At 55.0% G+C, this 20,871-nt stretch carries 18 protein-coding genes and 2 pseudogenes; 8 read left to right on the top strand and 12 right to left on the bottom strand.

From position 1 onward, the window contains the following. Positions 1 to 9: 9 nt before the first annotated feature. The 5 genes from SJY13_RS14390 (at position 10) to SJY13_RS14370 (ending at position 5,646) form a co-directional block, all read left to right on the top strand. Positions 10 to 960, top strand: coding sequence for a Hint domain-containing protein (locus SJY13_RS14390; protein WP_377191704.1), 951 nt, complete (start codon positions 10 to 12; stop codon positions 958 to 960). A 39-nt stretch (positions 961 to 999) separates the two neighbouring features. Beyond that, on the top strand, positions 1,000 to 1,734 hold the full coding sequence (gene mtgA / locus SJY13_RS14385; protein ID WP_377191702.1) for a monofunctional biosynthetic peptidoglycan transglycosylase: 735 nt from the start codon (positions 1,000 to 1,002) through the stop codon (positions 1,732 to 1,734). Positions 1,735 to 1,791: 57 nt separating this feature from the next. Continuing rightward, the gene (gene fzlA, locus SJY13_RS14380) at positions 1,792 to 2,457 is read left to right on the top strand and encodes an FtsZ-binding protein FzlA (protein ID WP_377191700.1); all 666 of its coding nucleotides are present in this window, start codon (positions 1,792 to 1,794) and stop codon (positions 2,455 to 2,457) included. 75 nt (positions 2,458 to 2,532) lie between these two features. Then, complete coding sequence (queG, locus tag SJY13_RS14375) at positions 2,533 to 3,570, top strand: tRNA epoxyqueuosine(34) reductase QueG (protein ID WP_377191698.1); 1,038 nt, start codon at positions 2,533 to 2,535, stop codon at positions 3,568 to 3,570. 72 nt (positions 3,571 to 3,642) lie between these two features. Continuing rightward, complete coding sequence (locus tag SJY13_RS14370) at positions 3,643 to 5,646, top strand: hydantoinase/oxoprolinase family protein (RefSeq protein ID WP_377191696.1); 2,004 nt, start codon at positions 3,643 to 3,645, stop codon at positions 5,644 to 5,646. 24 nt (positions 5,647 to 5,670) lie between these two features. Here SJY13_RS14370 and msrA read toward each other — a convergent pair whose 3' ends face one another. The 3 genes from msrA to SJY13_RS14355 all read right to left on the bottom strand — a co-directional run bounded on the left by msrA (position 5,671) and on the right by SJY13_RS14355 (position 7,678). Further along, complete coding sequence (msrA, locus tag SJY13_RS14365; RefSeq protein WP_377191694.1) at positions 5,671 to 6,180, bottom strand: peptide-methionine (S)-S-oxide reductase MsrA; 510 nt, start codon at positions 6,178 to 6,180, stop codon at positions 5,671 to 5,673. Then, positions 6,177 to 6,626 (bottom strand): peptide-methionine (R)-S-oxide reductase MsrB, encoded by a 450-nt coding sequence (gene msrB, locus SJY13_RS14360; RefSeq protein WP_085822395.1) that lies wholly within the window; start codon positions 6,624 to 6,626, stop codon positions 6,177 to 6,179. Before msrB ends, msrA begins: the two co-directional genes overlap by 4 nt. 164 nt (positions 6,627 to 6,790) lie before the next feature. After that, complete coding sequence (locus SJY13_RS14355) at positions 6,791 to 7,678, bottom strand: DMT family transporter (protein ID WP_377191692.1); 888 nt, start codon at positions 7,676 to 7,678, stop codon at positions 6,791 to 6,793. 193 nt (positions 7,679 to 7,871) lie between these two features. Between SJY13_RS14355 and SJY13_RS14350 the strand changes: the two genes are divergently transcribed. Both SJY13_RS14350 and SJY13_RS14345 read left to right on the top strand, forming a co-directional pair. Beyond that, the gene (locus SJY13_RS14350; protein WP_377193659.1) at positions 7,872 to 9,068 is read left to right on the top strand and encodes a BCCT family transporter; all 1,197 of its coding nucleotides are present in this window, start codon (positions 7,872 to 7,874) and stop codon (positions 9,066 to 9,068) included. 266 nt (positions 9,069 to 9,334) lie between these two features. Further along, the gene (locus SJY13_RS14345) at positions 9,335 to 10,066 is read left to right on the top strand and encodes a hypothetical protein (protein ID WP_377191690.1); all 732 of its coding nucleotides are present in this window, start codon (positions 9,335 to 9,337) and stop codon (positions 10,064 to 10,066) included. Positions 10,067 to 10,159: 93 nt separating this feature from the next. On the opposite strand, the pseudogene SJY13_RS14340 reads toward SJY13_RS14345, so the two are convergent. From SJY13_RS14340 to SJY13_RS14320, 5 genes and pseudogenes are all read right to left on the bottom strand, one after another. Continuing rightward, positions 10,160 to 10,842, bottom strand: a pseudogene (locus SJY13_RS14340) (transposase). 121 nt (positions 10,843 to 10,963) lie between these two features. Continuing rightward, entirely contained in the window at positions 10,964 to 11,452 is a 489-nt protein-coding gene (locus SJY13_RS14335) for a universal stress protein (protein WP_377191688.1), read from the bottom strand. A gap of 25 nt (positions 11,453 to 11,477) precedes the next feature. Beyond that, entirely contained in the window at positions 11,478 to 12,818 is a 1,341-nt protein-coding gene (locus SJY13_RS14330) for a TRAP transporter large permease (RefSeq protein WP_085823679.1), read from the bottom strand. Then, positions 12,818 to 13,393 (bottom strand): TRAP transporter small permease, encoded by a 576-nt coding sequence (locus SJY13_RS14325; RefSeq protein WP_085823678.1) that lies wholly within the window; start codon positions 13,391 to 13,393, stop codon positions 12,818 to 12,820. The genes SJY13_RS14330 and SJY13_RS14325 overlap by 1 nt, the downstream gene beginning before the upstream one ends. A gap of 62 nt (positions 13,394 to 13,455) precedes the next feature. Then, complete coding sequence (locus tag SJY13_RS14320) at positions 13,456 to 14,472, bottom strand: TRAP transporter substrate-binding protein (protein ID WP_377191685.1); 1,017 nt, start codon at positions 14,470 to 14,472, stop codon at positions 13,456 to 13,458. 157 nt (positions 14,473 to 14,629) lie between these two features. Between SJY13_RS14320 and SJY13_RS14315 the strand changes: the two genes are divergently transcribed. After that, positions 14,630 to 15,565, top strand: a complete 936-nt coding sequence (locus SJY13_RS14315; protein ID WP_377191683.1) for a LysR family transcriptional regulator — start codon at positions 14,630 to 14,632, stop codon at positions 15,563 to 15,565. A 232-nt stretch (positions 15,566 to 15,797) separates the two neighbouring features. Here SJY13_RS14315 and SJY13_RS23170 read toward each other — a convergent pair. The 4 genes and pseudogenes from SJY13_RS23170 to SJY13_RS14300 form a co-directional block, all read right to left on the bottom strand. Continuing rightward, positions 15,798 to 15,996 (bottom strand): annotated as a pseudogene (locus SJY13_RS23170) (IS6 family transposase); the annotation flags it as partial. Between the two features lie 448 nt (positions 15,997 to 16,444). Next, on the bottom strand, positions 16,445 to 17,317 hold the full coding sequence (locus SJY13_RS14310) for an ABC transporter six-transmembrane domain-containing protein (protein ID WP_377191681.1): 873 nt from the start codon (positions 17,315 to 17,317) through the stop codon (positions 16,445 to 16,447). Between the two features lie 6 nt (positions 17,318 to 17,323). Beyond that, entirely contained in the window at positions 17,324 to 17,707 is a 384-nt protein-coding gene (locus SJY13_RS14305; protein ID WP_377191679.1) for a DUF2141 domain-containing protein, read from the bottom strand. A gap of 32 nt (positions 17,708 to 17,739) precedes the next feature. After that, the gene (locus SJY13_RS14300; protein WP_377191677.1) at positions 17,740 to 20,868 is read right to left on the bottom strand and encodes an efflux RND transporter permease subunit; all 3,129 of its coding nucleotides are present in this window, start codon (positions 20,866 to 20,868) and stop codon (positions 17,740 to 17,742) included. Positions 20,869 to 20,871: the final 3 nt, after the last annotated feature.

Genomic DNA, 20,871 nt, shown 5'->3' with positions numbered 1-20,871 from the left:
AGCAGGTGTATGCCGACGACCCATACAGATCAGTTCTTCATTCTGGACCCTGCAAACCCTGGTGCCAATGGCACGGCCCCGGGAACGGCCCTGACGTTTCAAAAGCTTGATATCATCGACCAGAATGATGACGACCTGATCAACCGGCTCGACAACGACTCGGTAGATGGGTCCGACATCACGGCCTCGTACTTCAACGACATGGTGACGATTCAGCTGTCTGACGGATCGCAGGTCACTTACACCGGCGTGACCTTCTATCTGGCCGATGGGCGCGAGGTGTTTACACCGACTGATGGCCAGGTTCTGCAAAACGGTGATTTTGTCAGTTCTAGTGCTACGGATTTCAGTGATACCGGCGGGTCCTTCGGGTCGGTTGATATCATCAACGACGACCTTGGCCCGCCCTGTTTCACGCCCGGAACACTGATCGACACGCCAGAAGGGTCCCGCCGCGTCGAAGATTTGAAACCCGGGGATATGATCACCACCTCTGATCACGGTGCGCAGCCTTTGCTGTGGGTGGGTCGCACTCGGGTCCAGGCTGAGGGCAAACTGGCGCCGATCCGGTTTGAGGCTGATGTGCTGGGGTTGCAGCAGCCGCTGACAGTGTCACCGCAGCATCGCATGTTGGTTGAGGATTGGCGCGCGCCCTATCTGTTTGGGCATTCCGAAGTGCTGATCGCCGCGCATTGTCTGGTCAACGGCGTCACTGTTACCCGGGTTGAGGGTGGCGAAGTTGACTATATTCACCTGCTGTTCTCGCGGCATGAAATTGTCATCGCCAACGGGGCCAAAAGCGAAAGCTATTATCCTGGCCATGCGGTGTCCCAATCGGACAAAGATACCAGGGCAGAAGTGCTGCGCCTGTTCCCCGAGCTGAATGCCCGCAATCCGGTTCTGCCCGAAACCGCACGCCCCGTTGTGCGCCCGCGTGAGGCGCGCGCTTTGGCGATTTAGACCGTTCCAAACTCGGGCGTCGCATCGTATAGCAACCGCATGGCAAAAAAAGCAGCGCGCAAATCGAGCAATAAAAAAAGCAAAGCGTCAAAAGCAAAGAAACAAACATCAATGCGGATTCGCCGTTGGTTGAGCCGCACTGCGTTGGGTGTGGTTGTCTTTGTGGTGGGTCTGGTGGCGCTTTTTTCAGTGGTAAACCCCCCTGTGACCCATACGATCTGGTCGGAATGGCGACGGTTGGGCAAGGTCGAACGCGATTGGGTTCCCATTGAGGAAATTTCTCCGATCATGGCGCGCGCGGTGGTTGCAGCCGAAGATGCGAATTTCTGCCTGCATTGGGGGTTTGACGTCGAAGCGATCCGTGACGCCCTGGAAGATGGCGGGTCGCGCGGCGCGTCGACCATTACGCAGCAAGTGGTCAAAAACGTGTTTCTTTGGCAAGGGCGCAGCTGGATCCGTAAGGCACTGGAAACCTCAATCACGCCAGTGGTTGAGATTGTCTGGAGCAAACAGCGGATTCTTGAGGTTTATCTGAACGTTGCCGAGACCGGGCAGGGCATGTTTGGTGTCGAAGCTGCGGCGCAAGGAAATTTCAATGTATCCGCCGCTCAGCTGTCGCAGGTTCAGGCCGCTCGGATTGCGGCGATCCTGCCGTCCCCGCGTAACAGATCGGTCACCGATCCCTCGGTTCGGACCCGCAGACGCGCGGCTGCGATCCTGGATGGGGCGGCCACCATCCGCGCAGATGGCCGCGCGGATTGTTTCGAGGATTGAAACTGGTGCCCTCACAAGGCTAAAGCTGGGGGGTATCACTGGTTCGATTGGAAGCTCATGGCGCGTTTGTTTCACGTTCCCCTGTCCCCGTATTGCCGCAAGGTCCGTTTGTCGCTGGCGGAAAAGAAAATCGAAGTTGAGCTGGTCGAGGAGCGATACTGGGAAAAAGACCCCGATTTTTTGCGCCGGAACCCGGCGGGCAAGGTGCCGGTGCTGCGTCTGGACGGGCAAACCATGTCGGAAAGCGCCGCCATCTGTGAATACATCGAGGAAACGCGCCCGGATCCGTCGCTGATGCCCAAATCCCCAGAGGCTCGGTACGAAGTGCGACGTCTGGTGGGTTGGTTTGATGACAAATTTCACCACGAGGTCACAGCGAAACTGCTGTATGAGAGGGTCAATAAAAAGGTCACCGGCGAGGGCTATCCTGACAGCAAGAACGTCAAACAAGGCGCGCGCGCGATCAAATACCATCTGGATTACATGACTTGGTTGCTGGATCACCGCCGCTGGCTGGCCGGGGATCAGATGACATTGGCCGATTTTGCCGCCGCCGCGCATCTGTCGGCGCTTGATTACATCTCGGACGTGGATTGGAACCGCAGCCAGGCGGTCAAGGACTGGTATGCAAAGATCAAGTCGCGGCCAGCCTTCAGGTCAATTCTGGCAGATCAGGTGCCTGGGTTTCGACCACCGGCCCATTACGCTGATCTGGATTTCTGATAGGCTGGGTCAGGAGGCTGTCTGCCCCCTCTTGGCCCGGTGGGCCAATTCACCCCCGAGGATATTTTTGGCCAGATGAAGAGCGGACCGGGTTTCAAAGAACAACTGGTGGCGCAGGCGCTGAACGAAGGGTTCGTGTCATGCCGTGTGTGCAGGCCTTGGGATGTACCCGAAGTTCCTGAGCGGTTGGAGGCGTTTTTGCAGGCCGGTTATCACGGGCAGATGGGGTGGATGGCCGAGCGGACCCATTGGCGGGGCGACCCGGCTGCATTATGGCCCGAGGCACGATCGGTGATCATGCTTGCCGAAAGCTACACGCCCGAGCATGATCCCATCGAAGTTCTGGGCCACCGCGAGCGCGGTGCGATTTCCGTCTATGCGCAAAACAAGGATTACCATGATCTGGTGAAGAAGCGCCTGAAACGTCTGGCGCGCTGGCTGATTGCCGAGGGCGGCGGAGAGGTAAAAGTTTTTGTCGACACAGCACCGGTTCCTGAGAAAGCGCTGGGCCATGCTGCCGGGTTGGGATGGCAGGGAAAACATACCAATTTGGTCAGTCGGGATTGGGGCAGCTGGGCTTTTATCGGCTCTGTTTTTACCACTTTGGAATTGCCGTCCGACATGGCAGAGGTAGATCATTGCGGGTCATGTCGGGAGTGTCTGGATGCCTGTCCGACGGATGCTTTCCCAGCACCGTATCAGCTCGACGCGCGGCGGTGCATTTCCTATCTGACCATCGAGCACAAAGGTCCGGTCGACGAAGACCTGCGCGCGAAGCTCGGCAATCGTATTTATGGATGCGATGATTGCCTGGCGGCGTGTCCGTGGAACAAGTTTGCTGTCGCGGCCAGCGATCTGCGTTACGCCGCGCGTGACGACCTGAAAGCGCCCGCGCTGGCTGAACTGGCCGCGTTGGATGATGCCGCGTTTCGGGCCAAGTTTTCCGGATCGCCCATCAAACGCATTGGGCGGGACCGGTTTGTGCGCAATGTGCTCTATGCCATCGGTAATTCTGGCGCGCAGGGGTTGAAACCTGTAGCGCAAGGCTTGGCCGAGGATGCCGATCCGACGGTGGTCGATGCCGCCTGTTGGGCGGTGAAACAACTGTCGTAGGTGCCGCAAACAGGCTGGACGTGTCGGTCCAAACCGCTACACCCGTTTGCAGCGAACAGTAAGGAGATCCCGATGGCGCTGGCTTTGGGGGTAGATACGGGCGGAACCTATACGGATGCGGTGTTGATCCGGGATGAGAGCGATGTGATTGCCTCAGCCAAGGCGCTGACAACGCGCGCGGATCTGGCGATTGGTGTGGGTCAGGCAATTCAGGCGGTGCTGGATCAGGCGCTGGTCTCTCCGGATCAGATCTCGATGGCGTCACTGTCGACCACATTGGCCACCAATGCACTGGTCGAGGGGCAGGGTGGGCGCGTTGCGCTGATCTATATCGGGTTTAAAGACAGTGATCTGGAAAAGCACGGTCTGCAGGACGCCTTGAAAGGCGATCCGGCGCTGGTGCTCTCTGGCGGTCACAGCCATGCCGGGGGTGAATCTGCGCCGCTGAACAGGGCTGCGCTTGAGGCGTTTTTAGACTCTCATAAAGGGATTTCGGGGTATGCAGTGGCGGCGCAGTTTGCCACGCGGAACCCGGCGCATGAGCTTGAAGCGGCGCGAGTCATCGCCGAAAGAACCGGTGCGCCGGTGACCTGTTCACACCATCTGTCGGCCAAGTTGAACGGTCCGAAGCGCGCAGTGACAGCTGTTTTGAACGCCCGGTTGATCGGGATGATCGACGGTTTGATCGGACGTGCGCAGGTTCGCCTGCAAGAACTGGGCATCACCGCGCCGATGATGGTGGTGCGCGGTGATGGTGCGCTGATGAGCGCGGACCAAGCGCGAGAGCGGCCGATTGAGACCATTCTCAGCGGACCAGCGGCGTCGATCGTTGGAGCCAGCTGGTTGACCGGGGCCGAGAACGCTCTGGTATCGGATATTGGTGGGACGACGACGGATGTGGCGCTGATCCGGGACGGCAAGCCCGCGATTGACCCCGCAGGTGCGCGGGTTGGAGGGTTCCGGACCATGGTCGAGGCCGTGGCGATGCGCACGCATGGTCTGGGCGGCGACAGTCAAGTGCATGTGGTCACCGAAGGGCTGCGTGGCGGCGTGTTTCTGGGGCCACGGCGTGTCCTGCCAGTGTCGCTGATCGCGTCAGAGGCACCCAAGGCGGTCCATGCCGTTCTGGACGCACAACTGCGGGCCACGACGGTGGGTGAGCATGACACACGGTTTGCTCGCCGCATTCCCGGAATCCACGCAGATGGGTTGGGCGCACGCGAAGAAGCGTTGTTGGAGCGGTTGGGAGACCAGGTTCTGCCTCTGAGCGACCTGCTGCGCACACGAATGGAAAACGGTGCACTGACGCGGCTGGTAGATCGCGGGATCGTTCAGGTGTCGGGTGTGACGCCGTCGGATGCCAGCCACGTTCTGGGGCGGTTAGATTCGTGGGATGCAGAGGCCGCGCGTAAAGCACTGGAACTGATGGCGCGCAAACGGATCGGGACGGGTGATATGTTGGCCTCGGCACCGGAGGTTCTGGCGCACATGATTGTGGATCAGCTGACGGAACAAACCGCTTTGACCTTATTAGAGACTGCTTTTGCCGAAGAAGCGCAGGAATTTGGGGTTCCGTCCTCTGATCTTGCGCGCCACGTTTTGACGCAAAAAGGGTTGGCCCGGCATCGCGGTTTGCTGGCTTTGGATACGTCGATTAATGTTGATGTTGTGGGTCTGGGAGCCTCTGCCCCTAGCTATTACCCAGCGGTTGGGGACCGGCTGCATTGCCGCATGATCCTGCCAGAACATGCCGGGGTTGCCAATGCCATCGGCGCGGTGGTTGGACGGCTGACATTGCGCCGGTCGGGCACGGTGACTTCACCGTCCGAGGGTCGCTACCGGGTGCATCTTGAAGATGGCCCGCAGGATTTCAATGATTCTGACGCAGCACTGGCCCTGTTGGAATCCGTGTTGCGGCAAGAGGCCGAAAGTGCAGTCCGCCAGGCCGGGGCCGAGGATATCCGTGTGGTCGTCGACCGGGATATCCGCACTGCCCGGATTGAAGCGCAGGAGGTGTTTGTCGAGGCGATGGTGACGGTTGAGGCCAGCGGACGACCTCGAGTGGCGTCGGGTTAGCCCCCGCAAGGAGGGCAAACCCGTTTATTCAGCCGCGTCGCGTTTCGGCAGTACCCAATCGGGGCGGGGGAAATGGCAGGTATAGCCGTTGGGAAGACGCTCAAGGTAATCCTGATGCTCGGGCTCGGCCTCCCAGAACGCGCCGACGGGCTCCACCTCGGTCACGACTTTACCGGGCCAGAGGCCGCTGGCATTCACATCCGCAATCGTATCCTCGGCCACCTGTTTTTGCCCGTCATCCACATAGTAGATGGCCGAGCGATAACTCATCCCCCGGTCATTGCCCTGACGGTTGGCGGTGGTGGGATCGTGGATTTGGAAAAAGAACTCCAGCAAGTCGCGATAGGTGGTCTTCGCGGGGTCAAACCAGATCTCAATCCCCTCGGCATGGGTACCATGGTTGCGATAGGTGGCGTTGGGAACGTCACCGCCGGTGTATCCGACGCAGGTACGCGAAACGCCGGGCAGTTTGCGGATCAGGTCCTGCATGCCCCAAAAGCAGCCTCCGGCAAGAACGGCGCGGTGTTCGGTCATTGGATGTCCTCCACATGGATCAGGAATTCGCCATAGCCTTCGGCCTCCATCTCGTCGCGATGGATGAACCGCAGCGCGGCAGAGTTGATGCAATAGCGCAGCCCGCCGTGTTCGCGCGGGCCATCGGGGAACACGTGTCCCAGATGGCTATCCCCGTGTTTCGAGCGGACCTCGGTGCGGATCATGCCCAGAGTGCTGTCTTTGAACTCATCAACATGTGCGTGCACGATAGGTTTGGTAAAACTGGGCCAGCCGCAGCCGGATTCGTATTTGTGGGTCGAAGCGAACAATGGCTCGCCCGACACGATATCGACGTAAATCCCAGGTTCTTTGTTGTTCAGGTGTTTGCCTGTGCCCGGTCGTTCGGTCCCGCTGCGTTGCGTGACGTGAAACTCTTCGGGTGAGAGGGCGGCTATGGCCTCAGGGTCTTTGGTGTAGCGGGTCATGGCTCCTCCGGAGGGTTTTGCGTGTTGTACACTATTTGGGCGTGGTGTCGGGGAAATCAAAGCCATGTTTCAACCGCCTCGCGACCTCGTGCGGGTGATCCCTAGGGCCCGGTTGTGGCATCTTATGGGCCAGGCACCAGATCTGATTTCTTAAAGTTTCCGAGTCAGGCCGAGTCTTTGCTGCCCCGAACCGGTTGCCGCGACACCTGAACCGCCAGAATTCCCAGCGTCGTCACCAGTACGCCAATCGCGTCCAGCGGACCCAACTTTTCACCCAGCAACAGTGCGGCAATGGTCACCCCGAAGACAGGGTTGAGGAAATGGAACGTGGCCGCACGGGTGGCTCCGATTCGGTCCAGTAGCAGAAACCAGATCAATGTGGCCAGCAGTCCGGGGAACAGGGTCGTATAGGTGAATGCCAGTGCCAGAGGCACAGTGGGATGGATGTAGATCGTCTCAAACAGGGGGGCGGCAACGAACAGGACACCCGATCCGACCAGCATCTGCAGGCCAACCACCATCATGAAATTGCCGCCCGATGTCGCGCCGCGCACCGCGAGCGTGGCAAAGGTCAGCGCCAGCGCCCCGATCCCACACAGCATCACGCCGAACATATCCACGCCTGCACCGACCCGGCTGCTCATGATCACGGCAACGCCTGCAAAACCGGCAAACAGCCCGGCCACCCCGACGGGCCGCAGCCTTTCCCCCAGAAACAGCCAGCCTGCCAGTGCCACCAACAGTGGCATGGTCGAAGCGATGATCGCGGCTACAGAGGCCTCGATCGTTTGCATCGCATAGAAGTTCAGGCCCAAATACAGGGCATTCTGGCAGATTCCGAACAGGATCGTCGCATACCATTGTGACGGTGACAGGCGCCAGCTTTGTCCCATCGCGCGCGCGATCGCGACTCCAATCAGCCCCGAGATCAGAAACCGCAGCGCCAGGGAAAACAGCGGCGATGCATCGGCCACAATGATCCGGGCCGAGGTAAAGGCCGAGGACCAGATCAACGCAAATGTCAGCCCCATGGCCGTGGCGCGCAGATCCATTGCATCCCCCTTTTGAAATCTTCGGGACTGTTCCCGATTTTGCAGCACGCCACAAGCACCAGTAATAGTGAACACCAATAAAAGCAGAGAAAATGAGCAAAACGGGAAATAGATTCGTTTTTATTGATTGATTGGCCAGTAAATAATAAAAGCCCAGAGTGTATGCCGCATCAAAGGGGGTTTGCCGGTGTTTCTGGAGTTCATTCTGTCGTTTGGCGTCCTGCTGGCTTTGGGACTGGTCGCCTTCTTTGTGGTGAAGTGGTGGAACCTGCGATGTGTAGGCGTCACTCCCGTTCATCTGTTCACGTTCATTGCCATTCTGTTCACATCCGGTCTGGACGTCGGTCTGATCATGTTTCCCCTGACTGAATTCGGCGGCTATGCCGAAGAACCGGCTTATGCCTTTGCCAACCCACTGGCGATCGAGTTCGGATTCTGGGGCTTTCTGATCTGGGCCTTCTACTTCCTGACGGCCTTCTATTTTTGCGTGATCGAGCCGCGGGTAAAGTTCTTTGAGATCCCAGTGGTCAAGCTGATCAACAACGTAGTCATCATTGGGACCTGCGCTTTCACCGCCAGCCTGTTCCTGATCTACCTGCCCGGCTACCTGCCCGAGATTGGCGACGGTGAATCCGTGGTCACCACTTTCTACGTGATCGTGTTTGTGGTCATTCTGGCGGCGGCGTATTCCTCGACCGACTTGAAATACGTACGCATCCTGTCGGTGGGCTCGACCTTTTTGTTCCTGTCGCTAATCCTGGGTATGTGGATCGCTGCGGGAATGGGCATCGGCGGGTTTGTCGAAACCGGCAGCAACATCAGCGCCTATTTCGGCAATCTGCACAAATTTGTCCTGCCGCTGACCGACTATCACGCCTTCTACCTGTTCTGGTGGTTCGCATGGTCGATCATGATCGGTCAGTTCACTTCACGCTTTGTGGGTGGGTTGAAGACTTGGCAGCTTCTGGCGGCGCTGTTGATCTTCCCGTCAATCCCGCTGGGGATCTGGTTCACCGTTCTATATTACTATCACCTAAACGATCTCAGCACTGCGGGCATTACCAATATCGCCATGGTGATCGTGGGCGTGACCTTTGTGATCAATTCGCTTGATTCCCTTATTAGGCTCTATACAGACAACCTGAATATGACGGTCGAGCGGTTCGGTAAGACGCCTTACGTGGCTGGCAATGTTGCGCTGCTATTTGCTCTTACCTTGTTGTTCCAGAGCCAGTGGCTGCAGATTCAGTGGATCGGTGCCGTGGTCGTCGGTCTCTATCTGGCCTGCGTGGTCTTTATCCTGATCACCAAGCGCAAAGAGGTCTTGAGCATCAATTCAATGCCTGAAGATCGCGATCTGGACTTCCACAAGGTCGAGACGGTTCACTAATCAGTCGCGATCAAAACCTGAAACGGGCACTCATGTGGTGCCCATTTTCCTTTGGGAGCACCCACTTTTGCGGATGTTCGCTATGCGGACAAAGCTGCTGTTCGCGCAGCTTTGTTACCGTCTGCCTTGGGTGAAACAGCAAACCTGAACAAAGTTAAAGTGTAAACGGGGGCCATGAGAAGCGGGACAATGGTTCTTTCGTTTGATCCGTGCAACAGGACCCATCAAAGTTCTGGCCAACAAAGAATAAACTGAATTAGGGAACAATGCCTATTCGTCTGAGGCTTGGTAACAATTGGGGCGGGTTTAGGCAAATTCGACAACGCACTTCGAAGAGGCAACTTTGGTTTTGTGCTTATGTTTTGATTGGAGCGTTTTCTCTTGCAGTCTTGATCTCAACTGCCGCCAGCGCTCAGGAGGTGGAAGCCCCATCAAACACCCAGCCCGCAGTTGACGGGGCAAATGGCGAACTGTTATTCGGCGGGCTTTTCGGAGACGGCGATGCCTACGGTGCAACGGGTTCTTTCGCGGTACCGCTGGGTTACCAATACGGGCTCCAACTGGACGGGGTTGCTGTAAAACTCAACAGTAGCAACTCCGACAACGTTGATATTCTTGGGACCGGGTTCCATTTCTCTTGGCGTGATCCGTCAAAGGATCTGCTTGGCATTGTTGCAGGTTACGTAAATCTTGGAAATGGACTGAACGCAGACTTCTATCAAGGCGGAGTCGAGGGCGCGCTCTATCTTGGACGAATGCCTATAGATGCCATCGCAGGTGTTACAGGTGGGGATGTGATCGACAACGATTTCTTTGTTCGGACGATGGTGTCTCACTACCCGACCGATGACATCAGCTTACAACTTGGATACGCCTACCAAAACGAAAACGGCTCACTTCTATATGGAGGGGCGTTTGCGTTTAACACGCAAAGCGGTATTGCGCCGTCACTCTACTTGTCCGGAAAATTGAGAGAAGGTGGTGACAACTTTGTCTAAACCGGTCGGTGAATTGACGAAGATAGACAAACATTCATACGCCGTGACCCCATATGCCCTAAGCGTCCGCCTACGACGACTTAGTGTAAGGACTCACAACCAATAGATTACGATTGCTGCGAGAGTGATTGCGGAGAGGAATACCTTTGGGCAGCGATCGTAACGTGTCGCGACGCGTGTCCAATCCTTGAGCCTGCCGAACATGATCTCGATGCGACTACTGCGTTTGTAGCGGCGCTTGTCGTACTTGACGGTTACCTTGCGCTGCTTGCGACCCAGGATGCAGGGGCGTATCCCTTTGTCTTTCAACGCTTCTCTGGACCAGTCAGCGTCATAGCCACAATCCCCAAGCAACCAGTCGACGTTTGGAAGACTGCTCAGCAATGCCCGGTCGCCAATCCGCGCAATCATTGCGTCGACCCGTCCGAATTCGACCAGACTGCGTCCCCCTTTTTCACGCCCATACTGGTCGCCGTTCGGTGCGCTTTCAGTAATGTGGCGTCAATCATCACGGTTTTCTCTTCGCCATGACGAACCGCCAACCCGACCATCATCTGGGCAAAATGCCCTTGTCGCTCCAGCGCTTCCACCGGTTGTACAGCGTCTTAAGTGGGTCGTAATCCCTGGGCGCATCACGCCAACTCAAGCTATTGCGACTAATGAATATAATCCCACTCAGAACGCGTCGATCATCGACGCGGCTTGCCGTGGGACTTTGGAGAATCGGGCTCAAGACGCGCCATCTGTGCGTCGCTCAACCAGTAAAGATCAAACATGTCACCGCTCCGTTTCGAGCGGTGAAGCACGCCGCTCGACGGAAATCAATGGGACCTGACCCTAGCGTAGAACCTATGGCAGTAACGAACCGCTGTGAATTTCCACAGGGCAGGATTTCAGTTATGCCGTGTTGGGAATGATCAGCGTAGGTATGGAAGAGCGTCGTAATACCCGTTTGACCACAGTTCCGATAAAGGTATGGCCGGTACCCTGCTCGTGCGTTCCCATGACGATCAACTGGCAGTTCAATTCAGAAGCCCTCTGTAGGATCACTTCTGCGGAATGCCCGTCAACCAGCTCAACCGATTTCACTACTGAATAGTCTTGTTTTTCGCTTTCGGGCAGCAATTGCACAAAATCCTGCTGATTTTTCCTGAGCATTTCCTTTACTGATGCGTGCCGATCGCCAATGGCTTTTTTCCGGGATTCGTCATCTTGCAGAAACATCTGAAGTGTGACGATTGCATCCTGGGACAAGGGTTCAGTCACATGAAGGACGTGAACCCCCGCGCCATAGGCACGCGCCGTAGATAAAGCGTATCTCAGCGCATTGTCCGAGTTCTTGGACAAATCCGTCGCGAACAGAATGTCATTGATTTCAGGTAGCATTCGAAAATCCTTTCTGTTCGGTGGGTCAGTAACCCATCACGCGCGGCAGCCACAGTGCTATTTCAGGGAAGAACGCGATGATAAAGATCGCAACTGTGTTGATGAACGCGAAAGGTAAGGCGGCGACGGAAATCCGTTCTATCGAAATGTTCGATATACCCGATGCGATAAACAGGTTTTCACCCAATGGCGGAGTCTGAAAACCGATACCAAGTGTACAGACCATGACAACGCCAAAGTGGATCGGGTCGATCCCCATGCTGTATGCGACAGGCAACATTACCGGCACCAAGATAAGGATAGTCGCCAGTGTCTCCATGAACATACCCACGAAGAGCAAGAAGAATATCACCAGTGTCCAAATGACATAGATGTTGTCTGTGATAGACAGCATACCATCAGCAATCACCGCCGGGATCTGGTTTTCCACTAAAAGGCGCCCAAAAACCGTCGCGGTGAACATGATCAGCAGTACTCGCCCAGTCAACCATGTGGTCGTCTCTAGCGAAGTGAACAACTTTTCCCATGTCAGTTCGCGGTAGATGAACGCACCAACAACCAATGTATAAAAGATCGCTACAATGGCGGCCTCGGTTGGTGTGAAGAATCCTGAATAGATGCCTCCCAAAATTACGACAGGCGCCATAAGTGCCCAGAAACCACGGTACATTTCGCACCAGATTTCTCTTGCTGACCAGCCTTCTGCCGAGCCTTTGTAGCCATTCTTTCTGGCGAGAATATAGTTCATCACCAGCAGGCTGCCTGCGATAAGGAAAGCAGGCATGAAACCAGCGATAAACAGTTTCGGAATCGACACAGTTTGGAACTGGCCGTGTTCCGCAACCGCGTCTGGGGGGGCTGGCATGCCAAGGGCGGCAATGCCGAAGATGATCAGTGGGATTGACGGAGGGATCACAATGCCCAATCCACCCGAAGATGCTGTTATGGCGGATGAATAACTGCGGCCGTAGCCCCGTTCTATCATTGCCGGGATCATCAGCATGCCAACCGCGGCCGTCGTTGCCGGACCGGACCCCGATATAGCGCCGAAGAAAAGGCAGGCGAAAACTGTGGCAGCAGACATGCCTCCGGTGAAGGGACCTGCGAAACTTTCAGCCACATTGATGAGCCGTCTGGATAATCCCGAAGCCTCCATCAACGCGCCTGCCAGAATAAATGCGGGCAGTGCCATCAAAGGAAACGAACCGACTGAAGTGAAGGCTATCTGGACAAACTTGATCGGGTTCTCATCCAGGTAAATAAAGGTGAGAAGCGTTGAGACGCCCAGTGCAACTGTGATCGGGGCACCGATAAACAGCAGTAGCAGGAACGCTCCAAACAAGATGAGTACGATTTCGGATCCCATCAGTTCTTCTCCTGATCTTGAGTAATTGAGTCGATGTCGATCGGGTCCGCGCCAGTTTCAGCGCGCACTTCTTCAAGGTCGATGGCATCGGGGTCGACGAGATCTTCGTCCAGAATGATCTTCTTATAGTTCACCTGAAGAATCCGAATGGTCATCAGCGTGAATGCTATAGGCAAAACGATATAGACCCAGCTGAGATGAAAACCCAACGTCTGTGAAGATTGGAATCTGTTCATTTTGTTAAAGATGAAATCAATGGCCAGATAGATGAAGTAGACATTGAAAAACAGCCAGAACAGGTCTGCAAATGCCTCAATGTACTTGATCGCGCGCGGAGGCAGGAACTTGAACTGGAAGGTGACCCGGTTATGCGCGTTCATTTTGGCTGCGTAGCTTGCGCCAAAGAAAACGAACCAAACGAACATGTATACCGAAAGCTCCTCTACCCATGAAAATGAGAAGTTGAACAGGGTTCGCACGATGACTTGCAGGAACAAGAGGCAAACAAAAACCGCGAGTAATGTGCGGCAAATGTAGCTTTCTATGTTGTTGAGAATTCCCCAGAACTTTGTCATTGGTCCCTCACCTTTGTTGGGAGAGCGCCGAAAGGCGCTCTCCGACATATATTATGGTAGGATTATTCCGAGACGGGGTCGCGACCGATCTCGACCAAAACAGCGTTCAGCTTTTCAACGCCACCGATGCTCTCGTAAAACTTCGGCCATACAGCTGCCGTCGCAAGATCAATGAACTCTTGCTCGTTGTTTTCCGGATCATCAATCTGCATGCCCTTATCAAGAAGGATCTGTTTGATTTCTGCTTCTTTGTCACGCAGAAACTGTGCAGATGCAGCGGTCGCAGCCTTGCCGGCTTCCAGAACGATTTCCTGGTCTTCAGGGGAAAGTTCCTGGAATACTTGCTCGGAAATGATCAGTGGCTCGATTGAGAAGATGTAGCGAATGTTCGTGACGTACTTTTGCACTTCGTAGAACTTCATCGCGTTGATGGTGGTATAAGGGTTATCCTGCCCATCGACCACTTTGGTCTGCAATCCCGCAAAGGTTTCGGACCAGGCCATCGGTGTTGGGCTAATGCCCCAGGCCTTATAGGTGTCGATCATAATTTCGTTCTTGGGAACGCGAATGACAAGCCCTTCAAGGTCTGCAACTGATTTTACCGGTTTCTTTGAGTTGGTCAGAACCCGGAAGCCGGTGTAGGTCCAAGCGATGATGCGTACACCAGCGTCGTTGATTGTGTTTTCGGTCAATTCCTGGCCGATAGGGCCCTGGGTCAGCTTTTCTGCATCTTCCAGACTCAGAATGACGTAGGGCAGTGTGAACACACCAACGGTTGGCGAGAATGGTGTGATGTTGTTGATCGCCAACAGCGACATATCCAGCGTGCCGATAGCCGCCTCGTTTACGGTATCCTGTTCCGAACCCAGCTGTCCGTTCAAGAAAAGGGTGGCGGTATGCTTGCCGCCAGAAAGCTCTTCAAGTGCTTTGACAAAGCCCAGACCGGTGGCTTCCTGGCTGCTGCCGCCGCTGTCGCCAACCGCAATTTTGAAGTTCTTTGCAGAGGCCGGGGCGGTAAGTGTCAGCACGGCTACGGATGCGGCTGCCGCTGCTGCGGATAATGATTTTATCATATTCATAAGCTCTTTCTCCCTTTTTTATTGTCACGATCTTAGCAGAAATGTACCGCAATGGTCCTTTTTTCGCGGGCGGTCATTGCGCGGACTATAGAAAGGCTTAACCGGGTCGTTAATACAAACTTGTTGAATTAAAGGTCGATAAATAGGAAACTTTTGTATGGCCAAAAAAATTGCGATAAATCGGGTTACGGATGTCGACATCAGGTTGCTGGACGTATTTAAAACAGTTGTTGCTTGCGGCGGGTTCACCGCAGCCGAATTTGAACTGAACATCGGCCGATCAACGATCAGTAAACACATCTCCGACCTAGAGACTCGCGTGGGCCTTAAGCTTTGCCATCGCGGTCCGGCCGGGTTCTCGGTAACGTCAGACGGCGAGCAAGTTCTGAAGTCTTCGGAAGATCTGTTTATATCCATCGATCGGTTTCAGGAACAAATTGACGAAGCACGTGCAGATTTAACCGGCAAGCTGAAGATCGCATTTTTCGATCACGCTTCATCAAACCCCGAGGCCAATGTCTTTGGTGCGATACAGATGTTTCGCGACAAAGCACCAGGTGTCACGCTCGACATTTCAATGGAGCCGCCGAACATAATTGAGGAAGGCGTCATCAACGGCAAGTTCAACCTGGGCATAGTGCCCCTGCATCGCCAATCACCAATGTTGAGTTACACCGACCTTTACACTGAAGAAATGCATCTGTTTTGTGGTCGAAGTCACGAACTTTTTGATCGCCAGAAAACAGAGTTTACCGTAGCTGAACTTCGGAAGTATTCGTTTGCGGGGCTCAGTTTCAACTCACCAAACATGGCTGTGCATCAGAAACTCAAACTACGCAAATCTGCGTTTGTTCAAAACGAAGAAGCTCTCGCGCTTCTTGTTTTGTCGGGACGATACCTCGGCTTCCTGCCGAGCCATACGGCAACACCATTTCTGGACGCAGGCAAAGTCCGGAAAATTGACTGTAAGCCTGCAAGTTTTGTCTCGAAAATGTCCGCGATAGTGAGAAAGAGCAGATCCAAAGGGCGACGACTGAATTTATTCCTTGAATGCTTATTCGATGCTCACAAATCCCAGGCACAGGATTCGTAACCAGTAGGTGACGATTGCAGCGAATGCGGTTGCGGACAGGAAGACTTTGGGACAGCGTTCATATTGGGTTGTGACACTTCTCCAGCCCTTCAGGCGCTCGAACATGATCTCGATGCGGTATGGCCGCGATCCCTGAGCAGCCAAGTTACTATTGGAAGGCTGCCAAGCAAACCCCGAGCACGGTGATGTCACGTTAGTCGCCTTAGTAAAGACAACTCGCGATGCTCTGATTTCATGCTGCTCGAGCGGCCGCCTTCCGGGCGTCAAACGCTCCGAGACAGAGATACCGGTTTGTTAAGGCGGAGCGACGACGTGCAGGGACACAAAAGCAGTTCTGAACGGTCGAATCGGTGCCACGAACCGCTGGAGATCTCCCAGAGATCGAACCCCTGCATCGTCCGTTCTTGCTTTCGAAGCGGCAGATGGCTGTTTCTGCGCAATCTCGTATGACAACTGACCTCGCGCTTCAGGCCCTGTTGATGGCCGTCTGGCGGCGCAAGCCAGCTTAGCGAATTGATTGAAGGGACCGATCTCGGGCGTGTGTTGGCCCTAACGGATCATGTATGCGACGTCGCTGCCTGCCAGCGTGGCCTCTGCTGAAGCGAAGGCTTTGAACCTCTGTATAGCTCGAGTGTAGCGCTTGATGCAGTCCGGACGTTGGAATTCAAGTTGCTTATGTACTATCACGCGCTCGGCGTAAGCCGGGGCGTGTGCAAGCGGTCATAGTAAGCCCGCAGGTTCGGTAAATCGGGTCGATCAAGCTGGACAGTAAAGTAGCAAACAGCTGTGTGCCGAAAGTAATATCGGCAAGAGACATCTGTGATCCTGCCATCCACCCGCGTTTAGCAATTTAGATCTCAGCGATCGGCATCAGGGCCTCTAGGTCCTCGGTTGAGCTGTCCCATTAGAGCGGTCCAGGCGTGTCGTGATTTCAGACAGGCGTGACCATGATTGTAAGGTCACCGGCAGTGCCAGCGCGGCTTCGGCAAACTCCCAAGAATAGCTGACAATCGAAAAGATGGCCCCCGGCGTCACACTCAGGTGTTGCGTCGCAAACCAAAGGTTGAACAGAACCAGACCGATCAGCAGAACAAAGATCGTACCGTAAAGAACGGCTTCTGTATCCGAGAGTTTTACTTCGAACTGGCGCAGTCTGTTAAAGTGTACGTGTGCAGGTCGGTCGCTGCGTTGTTCCAATATGCGAACTTGCTGCTCTACCTGCTCGTTCAGCGCCCTGTTCCAGCGCCAGAATGTTGAATGAAACAACGTATAGACGGATATCATTCCAAAGAGCACTACACAGGCCGAAAGGGCTAGCGTAGGAGAAAAGTAGAATAACAGGATACCCGAGGCAACAAACTGTACAACTCCGGCGATTGCCGAAGGCAGTGTTTCTTCCATGAAATCTGCCAATTCGCGGCCCATTCCGATCCGGGCGTTGAGTGACGATATCGGTAAGTTTGAAAAGCGAAATGCAAGCGCCTTACCCAACTCAACACGGATGTTCCCATAAACCCGAGTGTCATAGATTCGACGGATTACGCCGATCAGTATGAGGGCGATCAAAAGTGCCCCCAGATAGAAGAAGGGCTGAAATACTTCGGTCAGCAACCCGTCGATAGCAAAGCCGATGAACAGCGGGATCAAAACAGTGAGTGCAGTTTCAGACAGGATCAGTGCCCACGTAAGTCCGACACGCCAGCGAAACACACTCAGAAGCGTGCCAACCGTTAAGTCTCGATCCGTCAGCATAGCGGGTTACTGATCATAGTGGATCCGAACACTAACATCACCTGGCCAGACCGAAGCGGCATTGAAATCAGGTTCATCCTGAGGATTTGGAGCTCCTGTCGAACCAACGCCCTCCAGCAGTTTCGTCGCCGTCATGTTCAGGTCTTCGTCGCTGTTTTCGTCGTGGAACAACAGAACCGCGTAAGGACCCGTGGTTAGGTTCTCAAACTCGTGACGGACATTGCCTTTCCTTGACGGGATCTGAACATAGTCAACGGCACTCCAGACGTCGAAGTTGTCAAAGGCGCGCGCATCATCAAAAATGAGGATCACGATATTTCCTTTGGAATTCCGGATACCAACGACGGTCACATTAAGACCGTCAGCTACAGCAGGCATTGTCAGTGCCAAGGTGGCAAATGCAGAGTGTATGAGCGTTCTGATCATACTGATGTCCCTTGGGCGGCAGGGTGCAGGGGAGTGGTTTTGAAGAGACCGATAACGTCTTCGGCGATGGCAATCAGCGCAGGGACTAACACCAGCATCAGAGCAGTGCCAAAAAGCTCACCGTAGGCCAAAGAGATTGCGGCTGGGATCAGGTACTGGGCTTGCTCTGATGTCTCGGTCAGTAAAGGTAGCAGGCCGATTACAGTGGTTGCGGTGGTGAGAAAAATTGCCTTAAACCGCCCGACTCCAGCCGAGTGCAATGCAGCGTCGACAGGTTGACCTTCGTCGCGCGCCTGATTGTACCGGGTGATCATAACAAGGCTGTCGTTCACGATGACACCGGTCAGTGCAAGCATACCGAAAAAGGAAAACAGAGAGAGCGAAAAACCCATGATCAGATGACCAACAGCGGCTGCGACAAAGCCAAAGGGGACGATCGCCAGAATGACAAAGGGTTGCCAGTAGCTTTTCAATGGCACGGCCATCAGTACATAGATCAAAACCGCGGCCAAAAGCAGGGCGCGCTTCAAGCCGCCACTGATATCAGACATTTCCTCCAGCTCGCCTGCGGCCAGGACGGTCACGCTGGGGTATTTTGCGCGCAGCTCAGGAACCAAAGTCTCAAACACGGCCTGTCCGACCTCTTCAGGGGCGACAAGCGTGCGATCGATGGAAGCGGCAACAATGTTCATGCGTTTGCCGTCCCGACGGTTGACGACACCTGATGCATAGGAGCCTTCGATTTCGGCAACGGTCTCCAACGGCACCCAGGCACCCGACGCGCTGCGCAATTGTGTCTGCATCAGATCGGCCAGTGTATCGCTGTCTTCACGCGCGTTCTGGACAACGACCTTTATTTCGGACCCTTCGCGCCTGACCTTTGTCACTTCTGCGCCGCCAAATCCGTATCCGATCTGAGTGGCAAGGGTTTCCGAGTTGAACCCAAGGTTCCGCGCGTCCGGGCGCAGTCGCAGTTTCAGCTCAGGCTGACCTCCGACAAGACCATCCCGAACGTTCGTCACACCTTCAATCTTTGACAGAAATGTTTTTATCTCGGCACTGGCCTGTTCAAGCAAATCTTCATCCTTGGACATCAAGCGAATACGAAAGCCACCGGCGAGCGCCTCTGACCCGGTGAATTCCAATTCCGTTGCCCCTTCGACATCGCCCACCCGATCTCGCCAGTCGCGCACGACTCTCAGGATCGGCACATTTGGGCGTTCGCCTACCGGGATCATTTCGGCATAGATTTGCGCCTCGCCAGCACCGCTGATAATGGTGAACACAGACCGAACGGGCAGAATGCTCATGCCCGCATCGTTGGCAAGTTCGGTGTTCAGGTCGTTCAGTGCGCTCTCAATTCTGTCTACATTGGCGCGTGTCAGCGAAAAGGGCGCACGAGCATCCATTTCAACATTCATCGTGATGATCTGTCCCGGGACTTCGGGGAAGAACACGGTTCTGACCTTGCCTTTGTACATCAGTCCAAGCCCCAGGGTCGCTGCGGCAATGAACAGGATCAACACGGCGTAGCGCTGGCGTACTGCAGCGACAAGCATTGGCTGGTAGATGCGATCCCGAACCCAATGCAGCCCCCCTTGAGCGGCATCCTGCACCTGGCCCCAAAGCCGGGTTAGCAGATAGCGGCGCCCACGTCCCATTGGAACGTGCGCCAAATGGGCTGGCAGGATGAATTTGCTTTCGATGAGCGAGAAGATCAGTGTCAGGATTACGACGCCCGAAAATCCGGCTAGTACCTTACCCAACGGGTTGTCGATCAATAGCATCGGAAAGAAAGCGGCGATTGTAGTCAGCACGCCAAATACAGTTGCGACCGCTACGCGTTTCACGCCGCGTTCTGTATCCTTGATGGCGTCCTTGCCTTTCTGACGCTCTTCAAAAACACTCTCACCAACGACAACGGCGTCATCGACCAAGATCCCCAACGCGATGATCAGGCCAAACGTGGTGACATCGTTCAGTGAATAATCCACCCATTTTGAGCCTGAGACCGCGATCGCGCCCATGACTGAAACCGGAATGCCCATTGCAACCCAAAAGGCCAATCGCACGTTCAGGAACAGGGACAGCATAAGCGTTACAAGTATCAGCCCCTGCACTCCGTTCGACCGTAAAAGGGCGAGGCGGTCAGCGATGTATCCGGAGCTATCACCCCAGACGTCGACTTGAATTGCACCTGGCAACTGACGACTGAATTCTTCAACGGTGCTGCGTACTACATCGCTGATTTCCAACAGGTTTTCTTTCTGCCCGACCAGAACTTCCATACCAACCGTCGGATGGCCGTTCAGGCGAAACAGATATTCACCGTCCTGAAACCCGTCTTCGATGGTCGCGATATCCCCGAGCGAGACAAAAGAGCCATCACTGCGTTCAATGATTGGTAGCAACGCGTATTCCGGGCGATATTTTGCTCGGTTGTCGGCGCGCAGAAAAATGGTGCCGCCTTCGGTGCGAAGGCGTCCGGCCTGAAACGAGAGCGAGTTCTGGTCAATGGCGCGCGTGACATCCGAAACTGTCAGGCCATAATAGCGCAACCGCACCGGGTCGATCTCGATCCGCATTTCACGCGGGATCAACCCCCAGATTTGCAAACGCGAGAGCTCTGGTTGTGCCAACAACTCTTCTTTGAGCCGTTGTGCCAACGTCTGCAATGTGGCCGGGTCTGTTTGCCCGTAAAGGTTCAGATACAGTGCAGGAAAGTCAAAGCCAGACGCTTCGATGACAGGGCGGCGGGCCGTGTCCGGAAGATCGGTTAATCCGTCGATCCGAATGCGAACCCGGTCCAAAACCGCCTGCAGCTTCTCTCCGCCCGCCCGCCGCACGGTGACAGTGCTGAATTCGTTTTCTGATTGTGATGTGACACTGCGCACGCCCTCCAGCCCCTCAAGGGCTTGTTCGACCTTCTGAGTGACAAGCTCGTCCACCTGCTCTGCTGTCGCGTCGGGGTATTCGATCACAATTGTAACGCTTTCCGGCGGAATACGGGGGAAACCCTCGATGCGGATATTCAGTAGCGTTTGCACCCCAAGAATAAGGATCAATGCCATCATAAGGTTGGCGGCGACGGGGTTGCGTATGAACCAGGATGTCAGCACATGCATGGC

This window comes from Ruegeria meonggei, from assembly GCF_042768335.1.
In the GTDB taxonomy this organism is placed as follows: domain Bacteria; phylum Pseudomonadota; class Alphaproteobacteria; order Rhodobacterales; family Rhodobacteraceae; genus Ruegeria; species Ruegeria meonggei.
The sequence above is the reverse complement of the archived record's forward strand: the minus strand, read 5'-3'. Positions and strand labels throughout refer to the sequence as shown.